This window comes from Rossellomorea yichunensis (assembly GCF_032337515.1).
GTDB classification, from domain to species: Bacteria; Bacillota; Bacilli; order Bacillales; family Bacillaceae_B; genus Rossellomorea; species Rossellomorea yichunensis.
The window spans coordinates 61,955-82,106 of the sequence record NZ_JAVYAD010000007.1 but is presented as its reverse complement, the minus strand read 5'-3'; the positions used below and the strand labels follow the sequence as shown (position 1 = coordinate 82,106).

The 20,152-nt window shown below is 41.8% G+C and carries 15 protein-coding genes and 2 riboswitches; of the genes, 11 read left to right on the top strand and 4 right to left on the bottom strand.

The genetic code is table 11. From position 1 onward, the window contains the following. Positions 1-126 precede the first annotated feature (126 nt). From RSX31_RS18710 to RSX31_RS18700, 3 genes are all read right to left on the bottom strand, one after another. Positions 127-4,203, bottom strand: coding sequence for a S8 family serine peptidase (locus RSX31_RS18710; protein WP_315635636.1), 4,077 nt, complete (start codon positions 4,201-4,203; stop codon positions 127-129). Between the two features lie 296 nt (positions 4,204-4,499). Beyond that, a complete protein-coding gene (locus tag RSX31_RS18705; protein ID WP_315635635.1) occupies positions 4,500-5,750 on the bottom strand; it encodes a helix-turn-helix domain-containing protein in 1,251 nt (416 codons plus the stop codon). A gap of 314 nt (positions 5,751-6,064) precedes the next feature. Next, the gene (locus tag RSX31_RS18700; protein WP_148994368.1) at positions 6,065-6,538 is read right to left on the bottom strand and encodes an acyl-CoA thioesterase; all 474 of its coding nucleotides are present in this window, start codon (positions 6,536-6,538) and stop codon (positions 6,065-6,067) included. A 149-nt stretch (positions 6,539-6,687) separates the two neighbouring features. Further along, positions 6,688-6,878, bottom strand: a riboswitch (cobalamin riboswitch). Positions 6,879-6,981: 103 nt separating this feature from the next. On the opposite strand from RSX31_RS18700, the gene RSX31_RS18695 reads away from it, so the two are divergent. From RSX31_RS18695 to RSX31_RS18680, 4 genes are all read left to right on the top strand, one after another. After that, the gene (locus RSX31_RS18695) at positions 6,982-7,266 is read left to right on the top strand and encodes an AraC family transcriptional regulator (RefSeq protein ID WP_315635839.1); all 285 of its coding nucleotides are present in this window, start codon (positions 6,982-6,984) and stop codon (positions 7,264-7,266) included. Then, on the top strand, positions 7,154-7,912 hold the full coding sequence (locus RSX31_RS18690; protein ID WP_315635826.1) for an AraC family transcriptional regulator: 759 nt from the start codon (positions 7,154-7,156) through the stop codon (positions 7,910-7,912). The genes RSX31_RS18695 and RSX31_RS18690 overlap by 113 nt, the downstream gene beginning before the upstream one ends. Positions 7,913-7,925: 13 nt before the next feature. Continuing rightward, positions 7,926-8,294: a DUF1761 domain-containing protein gene (locus RSX31_RS18685; RefSeq protein WP_315635634.1), complete on the top strand. Its 369-nt coding sequence runs from the start codon at positions 7,926-7,928 to the stop codon at positions 8,292-8,294. Between the two features lie 178 nt (positions 8,295-8,472). Further along, the gene (locus RSX31_RS18680; protein WP_148994365.1) at positions 8,473-9,972 is read left to right on the top strand and encodes a flotillin family protein; all 1,500 of its coding nucleotides are present in this window, start codon (positions 8,473-8,475) and stop codon (positions 9,970-9,972) included. A gap of 242 nt (positions 9,973-10,214) precedes the next feature. Here RSX31_RS18680 and ade read toward each other — a convergent pair whose 3' ends face one another. Further along, positions 10,215-11,960 (bottom strand): adenine deaminase, encoded by a 1,746-nt coding sequence (ade, locus tag RSX31_RS18675; protein ID WP_315635633.1) that lies wholly within the window; start codon positions 11,958-11,960, stop codon positions 10,215-10,217. 76 nt (positions 11,961-12,036) lie between these two features. Next, positions 12,037-12,138, bottom strand: a riboswitch (purine riboswitch). Between the two features lie 227 nt (positions 12,139-12,365). Here ade and RSX31_RS18670 point away from each other — a divergent pair. From RSX31_RS18670 to RSX31_RS18640, 7 genes are all read left to right on the top strand, one after another. Then, entirely contained in the window at positions 12,366-13,157 is a 792-nt protein-coding gene (locus tag RSX31_RS18670) for a DUF4397 domain-containing protein (RefSeq protein ID WP_315635632.1), read from the top strand. A 14-nt stretch (positions 13,158-13,171) separates the two neighbouring features. Next, the gene (locus RSX31_RS18665) at positions 13,172-13,777 is read left to right on the top strand and encodes a class F sortase (protein WP_315635631.1); all 606 of its coding nucleotides are present in this window, start codon (positions 13,172-13,174) and stop codon (positions 13,775-13,777) included. A gap of 122 nt (positions 13,778-13,899) precedes the next feature. Next, on the top strand, positions 13,900-15,288 hold the full coding sequence (locus RSX31_RS18660; RefSeq protein ID WP_315635630.1) for a bifunctional metallophosphatase/5'-nucleotidase: 1,389 nt from the start codon (positions 13,900-13,902) through the stop codon (positions 15,286-15,288). A gap of 147 nt (positions 15,289-15,435) precedes the next feature. After that, complete coding sequence (locus RSX31_RS18655) at positions 15,436-16,395, top strand: alpha/beta hydrolase (protein ID WP_315635629.1); 960 nt, start codon at positions 15,436-15,438, stop codon at positions 16,393-16,395. Between the two features lie 17 nt (positions 16,396-16,412). After that, positions 16,413-17,510, top strand: coding sequence for a threonine aldolase family protein (locus RSX31_RS18650; protein WP_315635628.1), 1,098 nt, complete (start codon positions 16,413-16,415; stop codon positions 17,508-17,510). Positions 17,511-17,736: 226 nt separating this feature from the next. Continuing rightward, entirely contained in the window at positions 17,737-19,134 is a 1,398-nt protein-coding gene (locus tag RSX31_RS18645; RefSeq protein ID WP_315635627.1) for an FAD-binding oxidoreductase, read from the top strand. Then, entirely contained in the window at positions 19,131-20,111 is a 981-nt protein-coding gene (locus RSX31_RS18640) for a bile acid:sodium symporter family protein (RefSeq protein WP_148968070.1), read from the top strand. The genes RSX31_RS18645 and RSX31_RS18640 overlap by 4 nt, the downstream gene beginning before the upstream one ends. Positions 20,112-20,152 lie beyond the last annotated feature (41 nt).

The following is a 20,152-nucleotide window of genomic DNA, read 5'->3' as shown; positions in this document are numbered from 1 at the left end:
AAGATGAATTTTTTAAGGTATCCATTCATTTGTATGTAGGATGGGTGGTTTGTAGTATTATTCAAAGCAGAAAGGAATGAACCCTGATGAAATGAGGGTTCATTCCTTTAAATTCTGGCATGATCTTTAGTTCAGTCCTAATTCCTCTAAAATCGAATCCAACGTTTTTCCGTCGGCTGATTCAACTGGAGCAGGGGCATCCTTAACATGCTCATTCTGTAACAGATAGTTCTCTTGAACAAACTTCATATCGTTCGCATCTACCACTTCATCGAAATTGATGTCGGCAGCACGAGCATTTGTATTCCAGTCATCCTGAATGGCGATGGCATCATGAATGTCGATGACGTTATCCTGGTTGACGTCTCCTCCAACGGGTTTCATATTGCTCACTCTATGATATTTGCCATAAAGATCTCCATTGTACTCATATCCGATTTTCTCATTATTCTCCTTAGTTAAGAAGTGACCAGGAAGTGATACCGTTATCTCATAAGGGTCTTTGTTTAATGGAAGTTTCTCAATGGAGTACTCCCCATTATCCGTGATAGAAGATGGATTAAAGACGTCCCCGGTTGAGTTTTTGAATTCTATGTTGGCCCCTGCTTTTGTCCAATCCTTCTTGGCATTGTAGCCATTTCCGCTATCGAATCCTTCAGGGCTTATGAATCCCTTTATTGAATTAAAGTCAGGATTTACAGTGAGTCCAGCACCAGCATGAAATAGGTTCATTGTTTCGTTGTTAGAATTAGTAATGGTTACTGTTGGGTCCAGAACGTCTTGTTTAGTGAACACTTCATCTTGAAGCTTTACTTGAACATCAACAATGGTACTATGATCAAATGATTGAACAGGTTCGTTGAACGTCACTTTGATTTGATTTCCTTCAAGTGTCAAGGACGCTCTATCTGAAAATTCCCCGGATAGTTTGGCATCGATCACTTCCGGATTTTTTCCGTAGTAATCTTCAAATGTCCAGGTGGCTTCCTTAGCATCCTTAACATTATCAAGTACTAAAGCTGCCTTTACGGTTTCACCTGTTACAACGGTATCGACATCGGTTTGCAGGTAGGCATTCGGTGTACCTTCTTTAATAAAGAAATAGTTCTTCTCAGGAGTGTTGTTTCCGGCCATATCATACCCCTTCATTCTAAAGTTGAGGGCATCCACGTTCTCGTTCATTGCAATTTCTTCGACAAACTTACCGCTCTCATCCATATAAAGCGGGGAAGAAGGGAACGGTGAATTCCAATAATAAATCATAAAGTTTTTGGAATGATCTGCGTCGACTCCTGCTGCTTGCATATCTTCAATAAGTGGATCAGTAATTTCAATTTCAAATGGATACGTTTCCTGTCCTGGCTGATATTCAAGGAACGGGGATTCACCATCCAGGGAACTCTTGAATGTAGGACCCTCAATATCGATATAGAAATGCTCTGTTTTTGTTTTTACTTTGCCTTTTGGATCTGTCATCGCATACTTGATTTTATAGTGTCCAGGTTCGGCGATTGTCATTTCATCTGAAACCGGATTTTTCTTATCATCGGTAAATGCATAGTAGCTACCCTGGAATGCTCTTAATAAGTAGTTGTTATCCAGCAGTGCACCCTGCAAATCAATTGTTCCGATTAATCCTAGGTCTTCACCTGTTTCGCCATCCTGTAGGATTACATCCATGCTTTCCATTGGTGAACTCAGGTTGAATTCAACAAGTGCCCATGGATAGCGGAATGGATCATAACCATGCGTATAGTGAGGAGTGGAATAGGTAGGGGATAACAATTCAAGGGTATTAAAACCTTCCTCCGATCTCTTCACACTAAATGGCACACGGTAACTTTCTGTATGATCATTACGGTTCGTAACGATTAGGTATCCCTCGTATATCCCTTTCGCAGCGGTTTTAGGCATTGTCAGGAAGAGATTTGAAGTCTTTTTGCTGCCGCCATTTACCTTAATGGACTTGCCAGAAGTTAGTTTAACTTCATTTTCTTTGAGGCTAAGGGTTCCTTCCTGCACATTTTCTTCAAATGTTATGTCAAAGGTTTTCTTTTCATCGCTATTGTTGGTGAGCTCAAAGCTTTTTTGAACGCGGAGGTGAGCGCCTTCAGACACTACCTGATTACCAAAGCTCAATCCCCCAGTTGGATTATCGATTGCAATCAGTTCTTCGCCGCTAGGTAGCAATGTTTCATCTTTTATTTGGATCTTTGTCTGACTGTGAAGGGCCTGATAAGGATCCACTCTTCCTGCACCAACCTCAAATACGCTGTAATCACCCTTCAAAGGATCAGATGAGTTCATGAGAATGGTTTTAATATCAGCAGGCTCGAGATCCGGATTTTCTCCTAAAAGTAAAGCTGCAACTCCCGCTGTGAAAGGAGAAGCCATTGAGGTTCCTGATAATCTTGAGTAAGCATACTGATAGTCATCGGTGTTTTCAGGATCTATCATAAAAGAAGGGAAAGTCGATAGAACGCTGACACCGGGAGCTACCACTTCAGGTTTCATATCCAAGCTCTTGTTGACGGGACCTCTTGAACTGAAATCGGCTAACTGGTCGCCATCTGTAAAGCTTTCTTCTAAATTCGTAAACGTGAAGCTTGATGTGCCACTGGTGATCGCAGCTTTTAATTCTTCCCCGGCAGCCATTGTCATCGAGAAGGCCGGGATATAGTGGGCTGATTCACCAAGATTATAACCTACATGCCCTTCAGCATTGTTATACATGATCACGGCTTTGGCACCATGTTCCTTAGCAAATTTCACTTTGTCATTCAGTGCGAAATTTCCTCGCTGAACAAAGGCAATCTTTCCTTCAACATTTTTATTCTCATAGTCTTCTTCATAACCAAGGCCGACATCTACCAACTCTAATGATCGATCTTCTAAACTGGCAAAGGAATGTTCGAAACCTCTTGCCATACTCACAATTTCCGCTGACCATCCATCTGATGTTTGACCGGTAAAAGTGGTTTGCGAGACAGGAACATCACTTGCTCCTACTGTTAACGCTAAAGCAGCTGTACCCGGAGAGCCGAGGGTAAAGTCACTTGGTCCTGCATTCCCTGCTGAAACAACTGCCGTCACACCATTTAATACGGCATAGTTAAGGGCGGTACTTGTAGGATAATAAGGATCATTGACACCTGCTCCCAATGATAGGTTGATGACATCCATACCATCTTGAACCGATTTCTCAATTCCTGCAAGGACGTCTTCAGTATAACCACTCCCGTAAGGACCAAGGACACGATATACATATAGGTCTGCATCCGGAGCAACACCTTCTACCGATACTTCACTATCATTCTCGTTTTGTCCTACGATGGTTCCGGATACATGAGTACCATGAGAAGTATAATAGGAATTTCCCGTATAACTGAACTCTGGTTCACTCGTACTCTCCCAATCTTCATACGTGGCTTCCATTGGATCCGCATCATCATCAACAAAGTCATATCCGCCTTTATAGGCCTCTTTTAAATCAGGGTGGTTATAGTCGACACCTGTGTCAATGACGCCAACTTTTATGCCGTCACCTGTTATTCCTTCCTTATGTAATTCATCCACTTTTAAATAAGGAATGCTTTCAACAGATGTTGTGATTTCACGGTCAACATCATTAGGAAGATCCTGTTTGACCGGATCGACAGTATATGCCTGGTTTTTAAATACAGCTTTGACGGCTTTGGAGTTAAGCAGGTGTTCTACTTGATTGGCAGGAAGCGTCATTGCCACACCGTTATATGCTTCTTTATAGGTTTGGGTGATTTTAGGCTCTTTCTTTTTCCCTTTTACAAGACTAGGAGATAGATGTTTCGCAACATCTTCTTTAAATATCTTATGTTCTTTCTCCACCTTTGCTCTGGCGTCTTCTTTCTTTACTGTTTTCCCTTTGACGGCAGCCTCTAGCACAGCTACATGCCCAGGTTTAGATTGGAATTGGACGATAACCGAAATCTCTTCACTGGATGTCAATTCATTTGGTTGAAATCCTTGGAGACCCTCTGTGTTATTTAACTCAAGTTGATGCAGGGCTTGTCTCTGCTTTTCAGTCAAAGAAGATAAGATCGTTTCTGCTTTCCAATCCGCAGCGGTAGCTGTTGGAGAGGAGTAGCTCGATGCAGGGGATAAGAGTAATCCAGTGGATAATGCAATCACAGCTGATTTCTTTGCTATGGAAGATCCATTCATCATTTCTACCTCTTTTCTGTAGTGGTTAGTAAGATAATTCTAAAGATTATTACAATTTTCATTGTAAATTCAATTTGCTCATGTTTGTATGGGGGTTTATTTAGGGACTATTTAACTACTGATTGGAGTTGAACGATTATTTATCTTCTGATTTTGAGAAGTGGGGTGGGAGGAAAGTTGTGAAAAAATGACGTTGGGTTGGGGTTGTAATTGGAACCAAACAACTAGAGTGACTTTACAATCGATCGGCCAAAAAAAAAATGACAAAAGGAAAACTCCTTTTATCATTTGTAGCAGTATTACTCTAGTTCATAATAACTGATTTCATTTGACATCTTATCGGATGCAAGTCTGAATCCTTTCTCTGTTTGCCCAGTTTTCACATAATATAAAAATAGTTGTCTTTCATAATGCTGATACATCAACTGGCTCCCCGTTTTTTTGAAGTGGGGGAGAGCTGTACTTTCAATATATTCATATAGTTCTTTTTCATCCTCATTTATGGTAAGTAAGTAAATCTCAAAGAATACATGACTTGGATCCCGGTGCTGAGTGGCCATATTCAGTCCTTTTGTCGCTAAGTGATTGAGTTCCCGTGAAGATAGTAGATTCCCTTTCATGCAAGCAAGTATATATCCGCTGAGCGTAACTAAATAATTTGATGCCGGCGTTTCGTCATTGATAAGATTTAATGCTTCTTCATAGGATACCTTTGATTCAGAATATCGTTTTCTCCTAAAATATTCGAATCCAAGGTTATTATGTATCTTATGCGCCCGATCGTTTGAATTGACTGATTCACAGACTCTGAGGAGCTTATCGTACTGTTGTTTTGTTTCTTCCATATCAAAGGGTTCCTTGGCATTCAATTGGATTAAAATTAAGGTTTCCGAATCGATGACCCTAAGGATATTCAATGTTTTCTGGAAAAATTGCAAAGCTTTTTGCCCATAATAATAGGCAAAGGTGTTTGAATGAATGGAATGATATGCTAATGCCAAATGGAAATAATATTCGGAGTTGGGATATTCATCGTCAATCTGTTTCAATACATGTATGCAAGTGTTAAATTGTCTTGTTGAATGATAGTAAATCCCTTTGACATGAAGCAATAAATTTTGTTCAAAAGGGGATAGAGAATAGTTTTTATTTTCGAACATGCCCAGGATTTCCTTGGTTTTTCCATGATTGTTCAAAAATAAATAATATCTTGCCAGAAAAAGGTTGTATTGAATGATGAAGTCAGATAAAAACCTTAAAGGTTCCTTTTCAATTTCACCTTTAAGTTGATGGATGTCATTGGTTCGAATCATAATAATCGCATCGTTCCATTCTGATAGTTTAGCCTGTAAGGAATGGTAGCGGGAACGTTCAACATCCATATTGATTCCAAGCTTCCTTGCAAGTAAATCAGTAATTTCACTGGAATACTCTGTGATGCCTCTTTCGATTTTACTAAGATGTGTGGTGGAACAGATACCCTGAGCAAGCTGTTCCTGAGTCAATCCTGAATCTTCACGATGAAATTTAATTAATTTACCTTCGATCATAGTACACCCCGAGTGAACAGTTTATTTATCATTATAGGGAAATATCTTTGTTTGTTCTATAGATGGGGGACAAGACGGAGGTCTGAAGGCAAAAACATCCAAATCCAATGGAATCTGCTTTACTATACTGATTTTCTCTTTTCTGCATCCAGCTCATTCAGGACTTCTATCCTTTCGACAAAACGATAAACTGGATAGATGATTCCTGGAATGGAAGAAAGGATCGCGGGATAATAATCTCCAAAGTTACACTCAGAGCTTAGAAAACTCTGAGTGTTTTTGTTATATTAGTTAGTCAGTGAATCAGGGATTGTTTATAAGATAAGCGCGCGATTCTTTCTATGCTCTTTTCGCAAAGGAGCCGTTTTGAATAGTCTCGTTTCTTCTTCCGTTTGAGGAATGACCTTTGGTACCGGCTTCGGTTTTCCATCTTCATCAACGGCGACCATTGTCAGGAATGATTCCGTCGTCAAGGTTTTGACACTCGTTACGAGATTCGTAGAGTACACCTTTACATACACTTCCATTGATGTTCTGCCGGTGGAAGTGACGTATGCCTCAAGGCTTAGAGCATCGCCGACCGTGGCGGATGATAAGAAGTCGACGGAGTCAATCGATGCCGTGACGACGACTGAACTGGAATGTTTCATGGCGGATAGGGCCGCAATCTCATCAATATAGGATAAAACCTTTCCTCCAAAGATGGTCTGCATATGATTGGTGTCAGGCGGCAATACCAATTTTGTTTGTATGGTTCGTGAACGTTCGACTGAATAGGCTTGTTCCATTTTCTCATCTCCCTGTTTGTATTATGAAACAAAAAAGCATCTCCTTTTGAAAAAGAAGATGCGGCTATTCCAGGCGAACGTTCAGAGTACAACGATTCCTCTTGTGACGTCTCATTAGCGCAACACCCTCCTATCTCCCGTAGGAACTTCTGTGTTCTTCCCATTTGGCAGGTCTCCTGGCTCAGCGTCAACGATTTCGTATTCCTTCCCATTTCAATCCGAAACAGTGGATCCATACGAATTCTCAGCCTTACAGTGGCGGGACCGCGTTGGACTTTCACCAACTTCCCTTTTAAGAAAATGAATTAAAGGTCATCTTCACCAATGAGCAATGATTAAATTGTGAACGCTTTTATTTTATCATAACCCTTAGTGAGTGAGGAGAAGGATTATGGTAAAATTTATAAACAAGTGCTTTTCAAAAAGGTAGTGAGGTCTGAAAAATGCCACAAGACAAAATACAAAGAAACCAAATCGATAAAGTAGTAGAGTATATCGATCAACATCTAAGCGAAGATTTATCCTTAGAACAGTTAGCCAAAGTATCAACCTATTCCCCTTATCACTTTCAGCGGTTGTTTAAAGGGCTGATCGGTGAAACACCGGCAGAAAAGGATGCGCTTGGAAAATGCAGCGCATATGCTCATTTACGAGCCACAGCTTCCTATCACACAAATTGCGTTCATATGTGGTTTTTCATCGTTATCCTATTTCACCTATTCTTTTAATACTTACTTTAAAGCTAACCCCAAAAGCTGGCGGGAAGGTGCCTATTTAGAGCGTTTTCCGCGAGAATATCTAAATAGCAAGATATCTAAACTCTTCAGCGCAAAAGCGAAAGCATCCCAGGGTGAAGAATCCTATAATGAGTTTAAATGGCTGGATTTATCGAAAGTGAAGATCGCTCATTTTCCAGAGTGTTCAACCGTCAATAGATTCCATATCGGGTCATATATCGAAGGTATTCCAGAAGCATGGCAAGATCTATACAGATGGGGAAATGCCAGAAACCTCATAGAGAAGAGTCCTTTGATATTCGGAGTTCCAAAGAGCAACCCTTATATTACCCCACCTGAAAAAAGCAGGTATGAGTGTCGCTTGGCTGTTGAAAATCAAAATGATGCGGAAGGTGAGGAACTCTATCTATTTCGAGGCAGTAAGCATGTGGTTTATGAATTCGATGAACCTGTCGACTACCGTGAAAGAGGGAAGTTAATCGAATGCTATTCTGAACTTTACAGCTATTGGTTGCCGAAAAGCGGATACAGATACCTGGGGAATCCGATTGAACTCGTGGAAATGATCAGTTTAAAAGGAACACTCGATATTGGATGTAGCATTAAAGCGATCGCTTTAGCCATTGAGCCGAATTAATGGAGGAATTGGGATGGAATTAAATGTGAATTTGCTCGCGATATTGGCGGGGGCTGTGGTGTATATGGTATACGGCGGAATTTATTATTCTATTTTACTAGGAAAGAAGGAACAGGATAGTACTGGACCGATTAAATATGCAGTGGCTGTTATTGTTGCATTTATCAGCTCACTTCTTGTTGGGATTTTTGTTCAAGCCACCGGTTCCAATGGAGTAGTCGAAGGAGCTTTGACAGGTGTACTAATTGGAATTCTTATTTCCATTGTCTACTTGAAAAATGCTTTATTTGGTCTTATGACAAAACGGATGTTTCTTATCGCGATAGGAGATCATCTCATCATATTTACCCTGTTAGGGGCCATACACGGATGGTTGTTGTAGATTGTAAGCTCGAACCTTTTAAAGGTTCGAGCTTTTTTTATATAAAATTAGGAGATTCACCTAAATTATTGAAACTTTTCTAACACTCTTCCGTAGATAGTATTGTAGCTAGCACTTTTATTTTAAATTAAATCAGATTTCATGCTGGTTAAACAAAATGTCGAGAGGGGTTGTCAGAATGCTAGGATCATTAAGTATTATCGGATTTTTCATGTTCCTTATTCCTGTTCTAGTTATTGCAGCGATTGCAGGGATTGCCTATTATTTCTGGATGAGATTTCGTTATCGTACAGCGAGATCGAACCAGGCACTGATCATTACCGGACCTAAACTGGGGGATCCTGAGAAGGAAACGAATATTTTCACCGACCAGGAAGGGCGTTCAATGAAAATCATCAGAGGTGGGGGGTACAGATTAAGACGTTTCCAAACATCCACACCTGTTAATCTTACATCCTTCCAATTAAAGCTATCGACACCGAGAGTATACACAAATGGCGGAGTACCGATCGTTGCAGACGCAGTGGCGATGGTGAAGGTGGCCGATACATTAAACGGGATTGCGAACTATGCCGAGCAGTTCCTTGGTAAGGATCAAAAAGAAATTGAAGATGAAATCATCGAGGTACTGGGAAGTAATCTTCGTGCGATCCTTTCAAAAATGACTGTTGAAGACATTAACAGCAACCGTGAAAAATTTAACGCAGACGTATCAGAAATTGCCCAGAAGCAGCTGGATCTCATGGGCTTCAAAATTACGTCACTCGGGTTAACTGACATAAGAGATGCAGACGAAGAAAATGGATACTTAAAAAATCTTGGTCGTCCACGTATCGCCGAGGTTCGCAAGCAAGCTGAAATTGCAGAAGCTAACACCGAGCGTGAAACCCGTATTCACCGGGCCCAAACTGATCAGGAAGCGAAAGAGGAAGAATATAAGCGTCAAATTACCATTGCCCAATCGAAAAAAGAGAAGGACATCAAAGACGCCGCCTTCAAAGAAGAGACAGAGCGGGCAAGAGCAAAGTCCGAGCAGTCCTATGAGTTGGAAAAAGCCAAACTTACCAAGGAAGTGAAAGAAGAAGAGTTAACCCTTCAATTCCTTGAGCGTGAACGTGCCGTTAAGCTTGAAGCAGAAGAATCAAAAGTTCGTAAAACGAAAGCAGATGCCGAATACTACGAAACCACCCGTAAAGCGGAAGCCGAAGCGCGCAAGGCTGAAATTGACGGGGAAGCGAAAGCCAAGATCCGAAGAGAAGAAGGTTCTGCCGAAGCCGATGTTATCAGAGAGCGAGGTAAGGCGGAAGCCGAATCCCGTAAACTGCTGGCAGAAGCAATGGAGAAACATGGCGATGTCATCATTACCGAGAAATTAATCGAAATGCTGCCCGTTTTCGCAGAGAAAATTGCCCAGCCTCTTAACAATATTGACTCTGTTAAGATCATTGATTCCGGTAATGGCCAGGGAGTTCCTTCCTTTGGGAAAAGCATCACCAGAACGATGCTTGACATGCAGGAACCGTTACGGGAAATGACTGGCATCGATGTAGGTGAACTACTGAAGTCATATGCAAACAGAAGCCAGGAGAGACCTTATCAACCTGCGATTTCGGAGTCAGCAGACAAGGAAGTTGCTGTTACGACTGAAGAAAAAGAGTTACAAGAAGAAAGTAAATAATGAGAAAAGAGATGTCTCAATAATGGAGACATCTCTTTTCTTATGTAGTCTAATCGATTCCAATAAAGGAGTGCCAGAAACGGAATGGTCTATCTTATTAACAGTTGAACTCAACGGGGAATTTACCTGTTAAAATTCTTGAAAAGTTCAACAGTCAAATATCCGAAGAAATTAAGCAGTCAAATAAACTGCAATATTTAACAGTCAAAAAAACACTGAAATTCAACAGTCAAACATACCCCTCAACCCTCTACCCCAACCTCAATATGCCGGGAACTTTTAACATCAAACAGCCCTAAATCTGTCAGCTTCAACTCAGGGATCACAGGCAAAGTGAGAAAAGAGAGAGTCAGAAATGGATTAAAGTCCCCGGAAAATCCTAACTCTACAAACGCATTTTCCAACTCGTGGAGCCCTGATACCACTTCTTCAAATCCCTGATCGGACATCAACCCTGCAATCGGTAATGGAAGAGAGGCTATGACATTTCCGTCTCTCACCATCACCAGGCCGCCATTCATTTCGTAAAGCGCCTCAATCGCTTGCAGGATATCACGATCATTTGTACCAGTTGCGACAATATTATGGGAATCATGAGCAATGGTGGTAGCAATGGCTCCCTTTTTCAATCCGAAGCCTTTTACAATCCCCAACCCAATATTTCCTGTCCCGTTATGTCTTTCAACGACAGCCATTTTTAGTTGATCTTGTTGAATAGAAGGGATAAAGAATCCATTTTCTACTTGGACCCTTTCAATCTGTTTATTGGTTCTAAGGTGGTTAGGGATGATTTCGATAATATGTGCTTCTTTTGTAACGCCCATATTAATTTGGAGATGTTTTTCAGTTAGTACAGGAATATGAACAGTTGAAGTAAGAGATGGTTTTTGCGCCGGTTTTACGATTGAGTCGCCGACAAACTGACCATATACAGCTACCTGCTTCCCTTCTTTGTAAACCTCTGATATAGAGACCGTTTTAATATCATCGAGTAAGACAAAATCCGCATCGTATCCAGGTGCAATTGCTCCTTTAGTGTGTAACCCATAACATTCAGCAGCATTCAAAGAGGCGATGCTAATCGCCAATAGAGGGTCGAGCCCTTCATTGATTGCTAAGCGGATATTGTGATCGATACTGCCTTCCTCGATTAAGTCATCCAAGTGCTTATCATCTGTACAGAATAGACAGCGACGGGCATTTCTTTCGTTAACAACCCCAATAAGTGATTTTAAATCTTTGGCCACGGATCCTTCACGGATGAGAAGGTACATCCCCCGGCGTATTCGTTCCAATGCTTCAGGGACTGTGGTGCATTCATGGTCGGTTCGAATACCTGCAGATTTATAAACATTGACCGCATTTGTATCAAGCCCTGCTAAATGTCCGTCCATATTGTGACTATACTCTGAAGTGACAGTGATTTTATCAACAATGGAATCATCGCCTTTTTGGAGGGAAGGGTAGTCCATTACCTCTGCGAGTCCAAGGACACGCTCATGCTTATAGAAAGGTTTCAGCTCTTTTGCTGTCAGCGTTGCTCCTGCATTTTCAAATGGAGTTGCCGGCACGCAGGATGGAAGCATGGTAAACACATCTAATGGAATGTTTCCTGCATCATCGAGCATGAATCCAATTCCTTCTTCTCCGGCTACATTCCCGATTTCATGAGGGTCTGTAATAACGGTCGTGACCCCATGAGGAAGGACGACTTTTGCAAATTCGGATGGTGTGACCATGGAGGATTCAATGTGGACATGGGCATCGATAAAGGATGGACTAATATATCTCCCTTTGGCGTCGATTACCTGTTTCCCTTCAAATTCTCCAATTCCAACGAACATTCCATCAATAATTGCGATATCTCCATCCATGATTTCAAGATTAAACACATCTATTATTTTTCCATTTTTTATAACGATGTCTGCGAGGCTTTCCTTATTCGCAGCTGCAATCCTTTTTTTCAATATATCTTTATTTGTACCCATGAAATCCTCTCCTTATCTAAATAAAAAACCCCGGGAGTCACCCAGGGTTTGACATAGAGAGAGAAGAGCAGGGACTCCTGCCCCTGCTCCCTCTCGTAGTCAAACCATTTACGGTAGTTTGGTAGAAACTTTTGGACCATATTTCCAATATTATACGAGTATGTGGATAAGATTATTTGTTGAAATGATTATTTCACATTTTATCTGCATCGGATGGAATGTGTCAATGGTAATCAGTTTAAGTGCATTATTGAAAATAGTCTTCCTTTTGTGTGTGAAAATGTCTTCAGAGAGTTGAATGTGCTAACAGGACAGTTTATTAATTGATATATTTCTCCATTAGTTATACATTTTATATACAAGTAAACTACAAAACTTGTACAAAATACAAAAGGAGTGGAAGAAATGAAAAAGATTTTCTCGATTTTGGCAACTGTCATGTTAATGTTATCACTGGCTGGAGGTGCGTTTGCGGCTGAGAATGATGCGATGGTGCGTATTGTCCATGCTTCTCCCGATGCTCCTGCTGTCGATGTGTATGTGGATGGAAATGCAGTGGTAGAAGGTGCAGAATTTAAAGCAGCAACAGATTATATGAATCTTCCTGCAGGGGATCATAAAGTTGAAATTTATGCAGCGGGAACAATGGGAAGTGAAGATCCTGTCATTTCTCAAGATTTAACGGTCGAAGCCGGAATGGCTTATACAGTAGCAGCTGCTAATACAGTTGAAAACCTTGAATTAGTCGTAGCACAAGATTCAATGGAAGTAACAGAAGGTATGACTAAGGTGCGCGTTGGGCATCTTTCCCCGGATGCACCTACTGTGGATGTTGGTCTTGTAGGTGGAGATGCGTTATTCAGTGGAGCTGAATTCAAAGCGATTACTGATTATCAGGAATTAGATGCAGGAACATATGACCTGGAAATCAGAACACCAGAAGGAGATCAAGTGTTGGATCTTTCAGGTACGATGCTTGAGGAAAACACAGTATATAGCGTGTTTGCAATCAATACAGCAGAACAATTGGAAGTACTTGTACTGAAAGATTATACGCTGATGCCTGGCAGCATGCCTGAAACAGGTATGGGTGGAGCGGCAGCCGAACAATCATCTACTCTTCCTATAGTGCTAGCGGCAACGGTATTGGGTGGAGCGGCTCTACTATTTGTTACACGCAGAAAACTGCAAAAATAATGAAAAGACTACTATTGTCAATCCCTTTGATGGCTCTTCTGGCAGCATGTGCTGCCGAAGAGCCTCAATCGGTTACGGAAAGTGAGTTTCAATCATCCACCATTGAACAACCTGTTCAACCAGTTAGCCCTGTAAATCATGCATCAAATGAGGAATTAATCAGTGTCAAGCCATCCTCTTTATCAATTCCTAAGCTTGATCTTGAAGCACCAATAAAGGAATTCGGCCTTGATAAGAAAGGAAATATGGAGCTTCCGGATAACGGAAAGGACGTTGCGTGGTTTGAACCGGGTTTTCAACCGGGGGAAAAAGGGAATGCCGTCCTTGCGGGACATGTAGATGATGAGAAAAAACCTGCTGTTTTTTTTGAATTAAATGAACTTGAGCCTGGGGATGAAATCCATTTACATGATGAAGATGGAGCTATCCTGACATTTGTGGTGAGGGAAAAAGTCGCTTATCAAAAAGATGACGCGCCTCTTAGAACCATTTTTGGTCCCAGTGAAAAACGTATGCTTAATCTGATTACGTGCACGGGTTATTTTGACAGGAAAATCCATAATTACGTAGAACGATTGGTTGTGTATACGGAACTGGTCGAAGAGAATAAAGGAATTTGAAGAGCTTATCTCCCATTGCGTGGAAGATAAGCTCTTTTATTTCCATAAAAATCCTTTACAGAAACTTGATTTCCTTTACTATTAATACAGAGAGTTTTCTGAAAAACATTTTGGAGGTTAAGATGAAATTAAAAATTATTCATACCAATGATCTACACAGCCATTTTGAAACGTTCTCGAGAGCAGCATCCTTGATAAAGGCGCATAAAGACGAGAACACACTTATTCTTGATGGGGGGGACTTTGCTGATTTCAGAAGCGTCGAGCTTCAAGGAACGAGAGGAATGGCGGCTATCGAACTGTTGGAATCTGTCGGCTATGATGCGTTAACAATTGGAAACAATGAAATGTTCAATGGATTCGATACCCTTGAGCATATGGCAAGTAATACTCCCGTACCGTTTATTAGTAATAATCTTTATAGGAAAGATAAAACGGTGGCCAATGGGGTAAAACCAAGCGTCATCCTGAAAAAAAACGGTTTACGTATCTTGATTACAGGCTCGTCTCCGGACTTAGGAGGTTTCAATTACGGTCTGGGTGTGCATATTACCGATTTTAAAAATGCAATCGTAGAGGAAATAAAGCGTAATCGTGGAAACTATGATGTTTGCATTCTTTTCAATCATGTAGGGACACTAGCAGATGATGAGCTGGCGAATGAACTTGATGGAGTAGACATCATCCTATCTGCTCATGACCACAAGCTTTATCCACAAGCAAAAGTAATAAACGGGACCGTGATGAATAGTGCCGGTTGTTATGGGGAATACGTTGGTATTGTGGAAGTGGATGTAACAAAGGATGGTGTCAAATTACTCCGGGGGGAAACGATTGAAACCGGGTCTTCTCCTATCGATAAAGAGGTCGTTGCCATATTAAAAGAAAGTAAAGAGAAAGCGATTGACGTATTAAGCAGGTCATTATATAAACTCGACCAGTCCCTATGGCATGATGTGATTGAAGAGAATCCAATCACGAATTTAATCGCCGACGGGCTGCAGGACATGTTGAAATGCGATTTTGGCTTGATCAATAGTGGAATAGTGAACGCTGGTGCATTTGATTTTATCAGCAATAAAAAATTGATCGAAATCTGTCCATCGCCACTGAACCCAACGTCTTTTGACATTCAAGGAAAGCATATTCGTACGGCCATCCAGCATTCTCTGGATGCTGGAGTTTGTTTAGCTGATGGAAGAGGTCCAGGATTCCGGGGGAAATTCGTTGGAAGGCTCCATGTTTCAGGGGCAGAGATTACTCATGATGGTAAAAGAGTATCGGAAATCCACATTGGGAATGTTCCTCTCGAAGATGAGAAGTGGTATTCCGTTGCATCCTCTGATTATTTGCAAAGAGGATCCGGCTATGAATCTCTCGCCCATAACCGGAATGAAAAATACATGGCGGAAGAAATCCGCGATGTGATCCGGATATACGGGGGGCGGAAGGATTTTATCGAGAAAGCTTATATGATCAGGTGGAAGGAAAGTAGTGACGTCATGGTTTAGAGTTCACACGAGGCGCAAGGGTGTCTGGGCGCATGTGAATGTGAAAAAACTGCAGCGAAAAAGCACATATGAATATGCCTTATTCTATGAAACTCGCACCGGCTTAAAGTAAAATAGACTTAACTACTTGTACGAAGGGGCCGTGTCATGAAAAAACGTATCGCATGGATCATGAGCAGTTTGTTGTTGTTATTGATGGTAGGTCTAATTGTAGCCGGAAACTATTTTTATGATGTTGCAATCAATAGAAGTAATGAGGCAATAGAATTATATGGCGGAACGGAAGAAGCGGTTGAAGCCGTCAGCGCGTTGGAGGAAGAACAGAAAAGATTAGAAGAATTAAGGAACTGGACACGTAAGCGGAACTTTGAATCGGTGGAGGTTGAAACAGAGGACGGTTTGACCCTTAGAGCTCAATACCTTGAAAATGAGTCACCGAATGGGAAAGTCGTTATCCTGGCCCATGGGTATAAAGGGAACAGCGAGCAGATGCCTGAAATCACTAGATTCTATTACGAGGAAGGATACAATATTCTCAAACCTGATGCGAGAGGGCATGGGAAAAGTGAAGGGGATTATATCGGGTATGGCTGGGACGATCGATTGGATTATAAAGAATGGATCAATCTCTTAATCAATGAAAAAGATGAAAAATCCATTTTTTTGCACGGTTTTTCCATGGGGGCAGCAACCGTATTGATGACAAGTGGTGAGGACCTTCCAGAAGAGGTGAAAGGAATCATTGCCGACAGTGGATATACCTCATTGAAAGAAGAACTGACTCACCAATTAAACTATCTTTACCGTTTGCCGGCATTTCCGATTATGGAGATAACGAGTGTGGTGACGAAGGTGAGGGCAGGCTATTCGTTCAGTGAAGCCTCGGCACTCGACCAGGTGAAGAAAAACAAATTACCTCTATTCATCATTCATGGAGATCAGGACGAGCTCGTTCCAACCGAAATGGCCAATCGTCTTTACGAAGCATCAAATAGCATGAAAGAATTATGGATAGTACCAGGTGCCGGTCACACTGAGGGCTTTACGGTAGAAGAAGAGGAATACAAGAAACGAGTGAAGGGGTTCATTGAGGAAGTGATGAACTGATAAAAGGGGGCAAATCGATGGGAGAAAAGACATTATTGGAAGCGTATAAACAGACTGCTAATCAACTTCAGGGACATGGGAAACGAAATCTGGATGTTCTTAAAGAAGCTTTAGAAGAACTCAATGGTGAACAGGATAGTGATATTTACGGATCGGGTAGGATAATAGAGGACTTCCAAAAGAAGATGGCAAACTTCCTGGGAAAAGAAAGTGCCGTTTTCTTCCCGAGCGGAACGATGGCTCAGCAGATCGCCCTGCGCATTTGGTGTGATCAAAAAGATTTGCACAGAGTGGCGTACCATCCTTTATGTCATTTAGAGATTCATGAAGAAGATGGGTTGAGGAAATTGCATGGAATTGAACCGATTCTTTTGTCTGACAAGGAGCGTGTGATTGGACTGGAAGACGTGATGGGACTTGAAACGGACATCGCATGCTTACTGTTAGAGCTGCCTCAAAGGGAAATCGGTGGTCAACTACCAGACTTCGAGACTCTCGAAGCCATCTCAGAATACTGCCGGGATAAGGGAATCAAGCTTCATTTAGACGGTGCCAGGCTTTATGAAATTCTGCCCCATTACGGGAAAACAGCTGAGGAAGTCTGTGCTCTTTTCGATAGTGTCTATATTTCATTCTATAAAGGGATCGGTGGAATTGCAGGTGCGGTCCTGGCAGGGAGCGGGGAGTTTACGAAAGAATCAAAGGTATGGAAAAGACGCCATGGGGGAGATCTCATCAGCCTCTATCCATACATACTGAGTGCAGACCATTACTTTGATCAACGAATCAACAAAATGGAACAGTATTATGAAGGAGCAAAAGAACTTGCCGGTCTTTTTAACGCCTGCAAGGGTGTATCGACTCTTCCTGAACAGCCTGTTTCCAATATGTTTCATGTCTTCTTTCAATATCCACAAAAAGAAATAGAAACGATTTTGATGGATGTGTATGACGAGACAGGTATTGGTTTAACAGGATATGTAAAAGAAGTGACTGAAAATGTGTGTGCGTATGAAGTAAGCGTAGGAGATGAATACGAGAACGTTTCGAAACAAGAATTGAGTAAACTATTTGTGGTGTTGGATGAGAAATTGAAAAGGTTGATAGAGAAATAAACGATTGTATTGTGGTACCGGATGAGTCCGGTGCCACTTTTTTTGAGGGACGGACCTCCTCTTTTTCCCTTTATTCAACATAGAATCCTGTCCTTATCACATTCTTCTAACATAAACAGAGGTCCGTCCCTCTCCCGAGAAAGAAATATCTTTTTTACTATTGAAATATTCTGATTATTAGGTATAATTCGATACATTATACATTTTTTAGAAGGGGAGAGGGCATATGAGTGTGAAGGATAGTCGTTTGGTGGATGAACTGGGGGAAGTCGTAGATAGTCATCGGGTGACGGTGAATGAGACGATTTTAGAGCAGCATGGGAAGGATGAATCCTATCATAGGCCGAGCTCTCCGGATATAGTGGTATTCCCTGAGAGTGTTGGGGAGGTGAGCGCGATTGTGAAGGTGGTAGCTGCTCATCACACACCCATTATCCCGTTTGGTCTGGGTACAAGCCTTGAAGGTCATGTGATTCCATATGATAAAGGAATTACCATTGATTTTTCCCGGATGAATAAAATACTCGAGGTGAGGGAGAAGGATTTCCTCGTAAAGGTTCAGCCTGGTGTCACACGTTCACAGTTAAATAAAGAATTGAAAAAGTATGGTCTCTTTTTTTCAGTTGATCCCGGTGCTGATGCGACCCTGGGAGGCATGGCTGCCACGAATGCGAGTGGGACGACTTCTGTAAAATATGGAGTCATGCGGGATCAGGTCCGGGATTTAGAAGTGGTGCTTCCGGATGGAGAAGTGATTCACACAGGAAACATGGCTCAGAAATCATCGTCCGGCTATCACTTAAACAGTTTATTCGTAGGTTCAGAGGGCACGTTGGGATGTATTACGGAGCTGACCCTCCGCGTATATGGGATACCTGAGCATATTGTGGCGGCACGCGCGTCGTTTAATCATATAAATGATGCTGTGGAAGCGGTCGTGTCCATTTTACAAGCCGGCATTCCAATTGCGAGAGTGGAGCTGGTGGATGAACCATCGATGATACAAGTGAATCGATTCAGTGAGACGGATTATAAAGAAATACCTACTCTTTTTCTTGAGTTTCATGGTAATGAAGCAGGTCTCCAACAAGATGTAGAATTCACCAAAGAGATAATGTCTGATCATAATTGTAAAGAGATTGTGTTTGAAGAAGACACTGCAGGTAGGAATAGATTGTGGGAAGCGAGACATAATCTTGCCTATGCTTATGTACATGGAAATCCAGGAAGGAAGCTCATGGTGACAGACGTGTGTGTGCCGATTTCAGAATTGTCCGGTGCCGTGCAGCATGCACGAAAAAGGCTGGAAGAATTAGACTTGATAGGGGGAATCCTCGGACATGTGGGAGATGGGAATTACCATACATCACTCATGATTGATTTAAACGACTATGAAGAGGTGAAGAGAGCGGAAATATATAACGAACAAATTGTGGAGTATGCCCTTGAACGAAATGGCACATGTACAGGTGAACATGGTGTAGGGGTCGGAAAGATGAAGTATCAACAGAGGGAACACGGTGGTGCTTTGAAGGTCATGGAAAAAATCAAGATGGCCATAGATCCAAATGGAATCTTTAATCCTCACAAACTAGTACATAAAAAGAAGGAGGAACAGAAATGAAACTACTCGAAACGATCAGCAATCTGGCAGGTAAATATTTTGCTTTTTGGGTCATCCTCGTAGCTGCGGTAGCCTATTTTGTTCCTGCTCCTTTTCTGCCATTGGGCGGCTTTATAACGATTCTATTAGGTGTCGTGATGTTCGGTATGGGACTTACATTAAAGCCCGTCGACTTTCAGCTTGTTCTGAAGAAGCCGTTGCCGGTCATCACCGGAGTACTGGCGCAATTCATCATTATGCCATTGGGTGCCCTATTGATAGCATACATGCTGAATCTACCGAGTGAATTAGCTGCCGGATTGGTATTACTGGGATCGGTTCCCGGTGGGACGGCATCCAATGTGATGGTGTATCTGGCAAAAGGAAATCTGGCATTATCCGTGGCCATGACATCACTGTCAACATTATTGGCACCGATTGCGACTCCACTGATTTTGTTAGCATTAGCGGGTCAATGGCTTCCTGTCGATCCAATCGCCATGTTTCTTTCCATCGTTCAAGTGATCATCGTACCCATCACTCTTGGGTTAGTCATTCGAAAGTTATTCCCGAGCACAGTGGAAAAAAGTTTAAATGTCATTCCGTTGATTTCAGTATTGGCAATCATAATCATCGTATCGGCCGTTGTTTCAGCAAATGTTGAAAATATCGCAACCTCGGGAATGATCATTTTCACAGCTGTGATCCTGCATAATCTATTTGGACTTGGACTGGGATATGGCACAGGAGTCCTTATGAAATTAGATGAAAGTAAGCGGAGAGCGATTTCAATTGAAGTCGGGATGCAAAACTCTGGACTTGGAGTCGCACTTGCAACTGCTCACTTTGGACCACTTGCCGCGCTCCCAAGTGTGATAGCAGCCGTGTGGCATAATATTTCTGGGCCGATCCTTGCGACGTTTTGGAGTAAGAAACCTGTGAAGGAAGGGAAGGAGGAGGAATTTGTAACAGGTGAAGTTAATCCCACTGTGAGGTAATGAAATGGAGAAAGGTACCGGAGAGTCCGGTACCTTTCTTT

Excerpts from the sequence above, each read along its gene's own strand:
- RSX31_RS18705 (WP_315635635.1), bottom strand. The coding sequence starts at position 5,750 with ATGATCGAAGGTAAATTAATTAAATTTCATCGTGAAGATTCAGGATTG.
- RSX31_RS18660 (WP_315635630.1), top strand. The coding sequence starts at position 13,900 with ATGAAATTAAAAATTATTCATACCAATGATCTACACAGCCATTTTGAA.
- RSX31_RS18685 (WP_315635634.1), top strand. The coding sequence starts at position 7,926 with ATGGAATTAAATGTGAATTTGCTCGCGATATTGGCGGGGGCTGTGGTG.
- RSX31_RS18670 (WP_315635632.1), top strand. The coding sequence starts at position 12,366 with ATGAAAAAGATTTTCTCGATTTTGGCAACTGTCATGTTAATGTTATCA.
- RSX31_RS18655 (WP_315635629.1), top strand. The coding sequence starts at position 15,436 with ATGAAAAAACGTATCGCATGGATCATGAGCAGTTTGTTGTTGTTATTG.
- RSX31_RS18680 (WP_148994365.1), top strand. The coding sequence starts at position 8,473 with ATGCTAGGATCATTAAGTATTATCGGATTTTTCATGTTCCTTATTCCT.
- RSX31_RS18710 (WP_315635636.1), bottom strand. The coding sequence starts at position 4,203 with ATGATGAATGGATCTTCCATAGCAAAGAAATCAGCTGTGATTGCATTA.
- RSX31_RS18700 (WP_148994368.1), bottom strand. The coding sequence starts at position 6,538 with ATGGAACAAGCCTATTCAGTCGAACGTTCACGAACCATACAAACAAAA.
- RSX31_RS18690 (WP_315635826.1), top strand. The coding sequence starts at position 7,154 with ATGCGCTTGGAAAATGCAGCGCATATGCTCATTTACGAGCCACAGCTT.
- RSX31_RS18645 (WP_315635627.1), top strand. The coding sequence starts at position 17,737 with ATGAGTGTGAAGGATAGTCGTTTGGTGGATGAACTGGGGGAAGTCGTA.
- ade (WP_315635633.1), bottom strand. The coding sequence starts at position 11,960 with ATGGGTACAAATAAAGATATATTGAAAAAAAGGATTGCAGCTGCGAAT.
- RSX31_RS18650 (WP_315635628.1), top strand. The coding sequence starts at position 16,413 with ATGGGAGAAAAGACATTATTGGAAGCGTATAAACAGACTGCTAATCAA.
- RSX31_RS18640 (WP_148968070.1), top strand. The coding sequence starts at position 19,131 with ATGAAACTACTCGAAACGATCAGCAATCTGGCAGGTAAATATTTTGCT.
- RSX31_RS18695 (WP_315635839.1), top strand. The coding sequence starts at position 6,982 with ATGCCACAAGACAAAATACAAAGAAACCAAATCGATAAAGTAGTAGAG.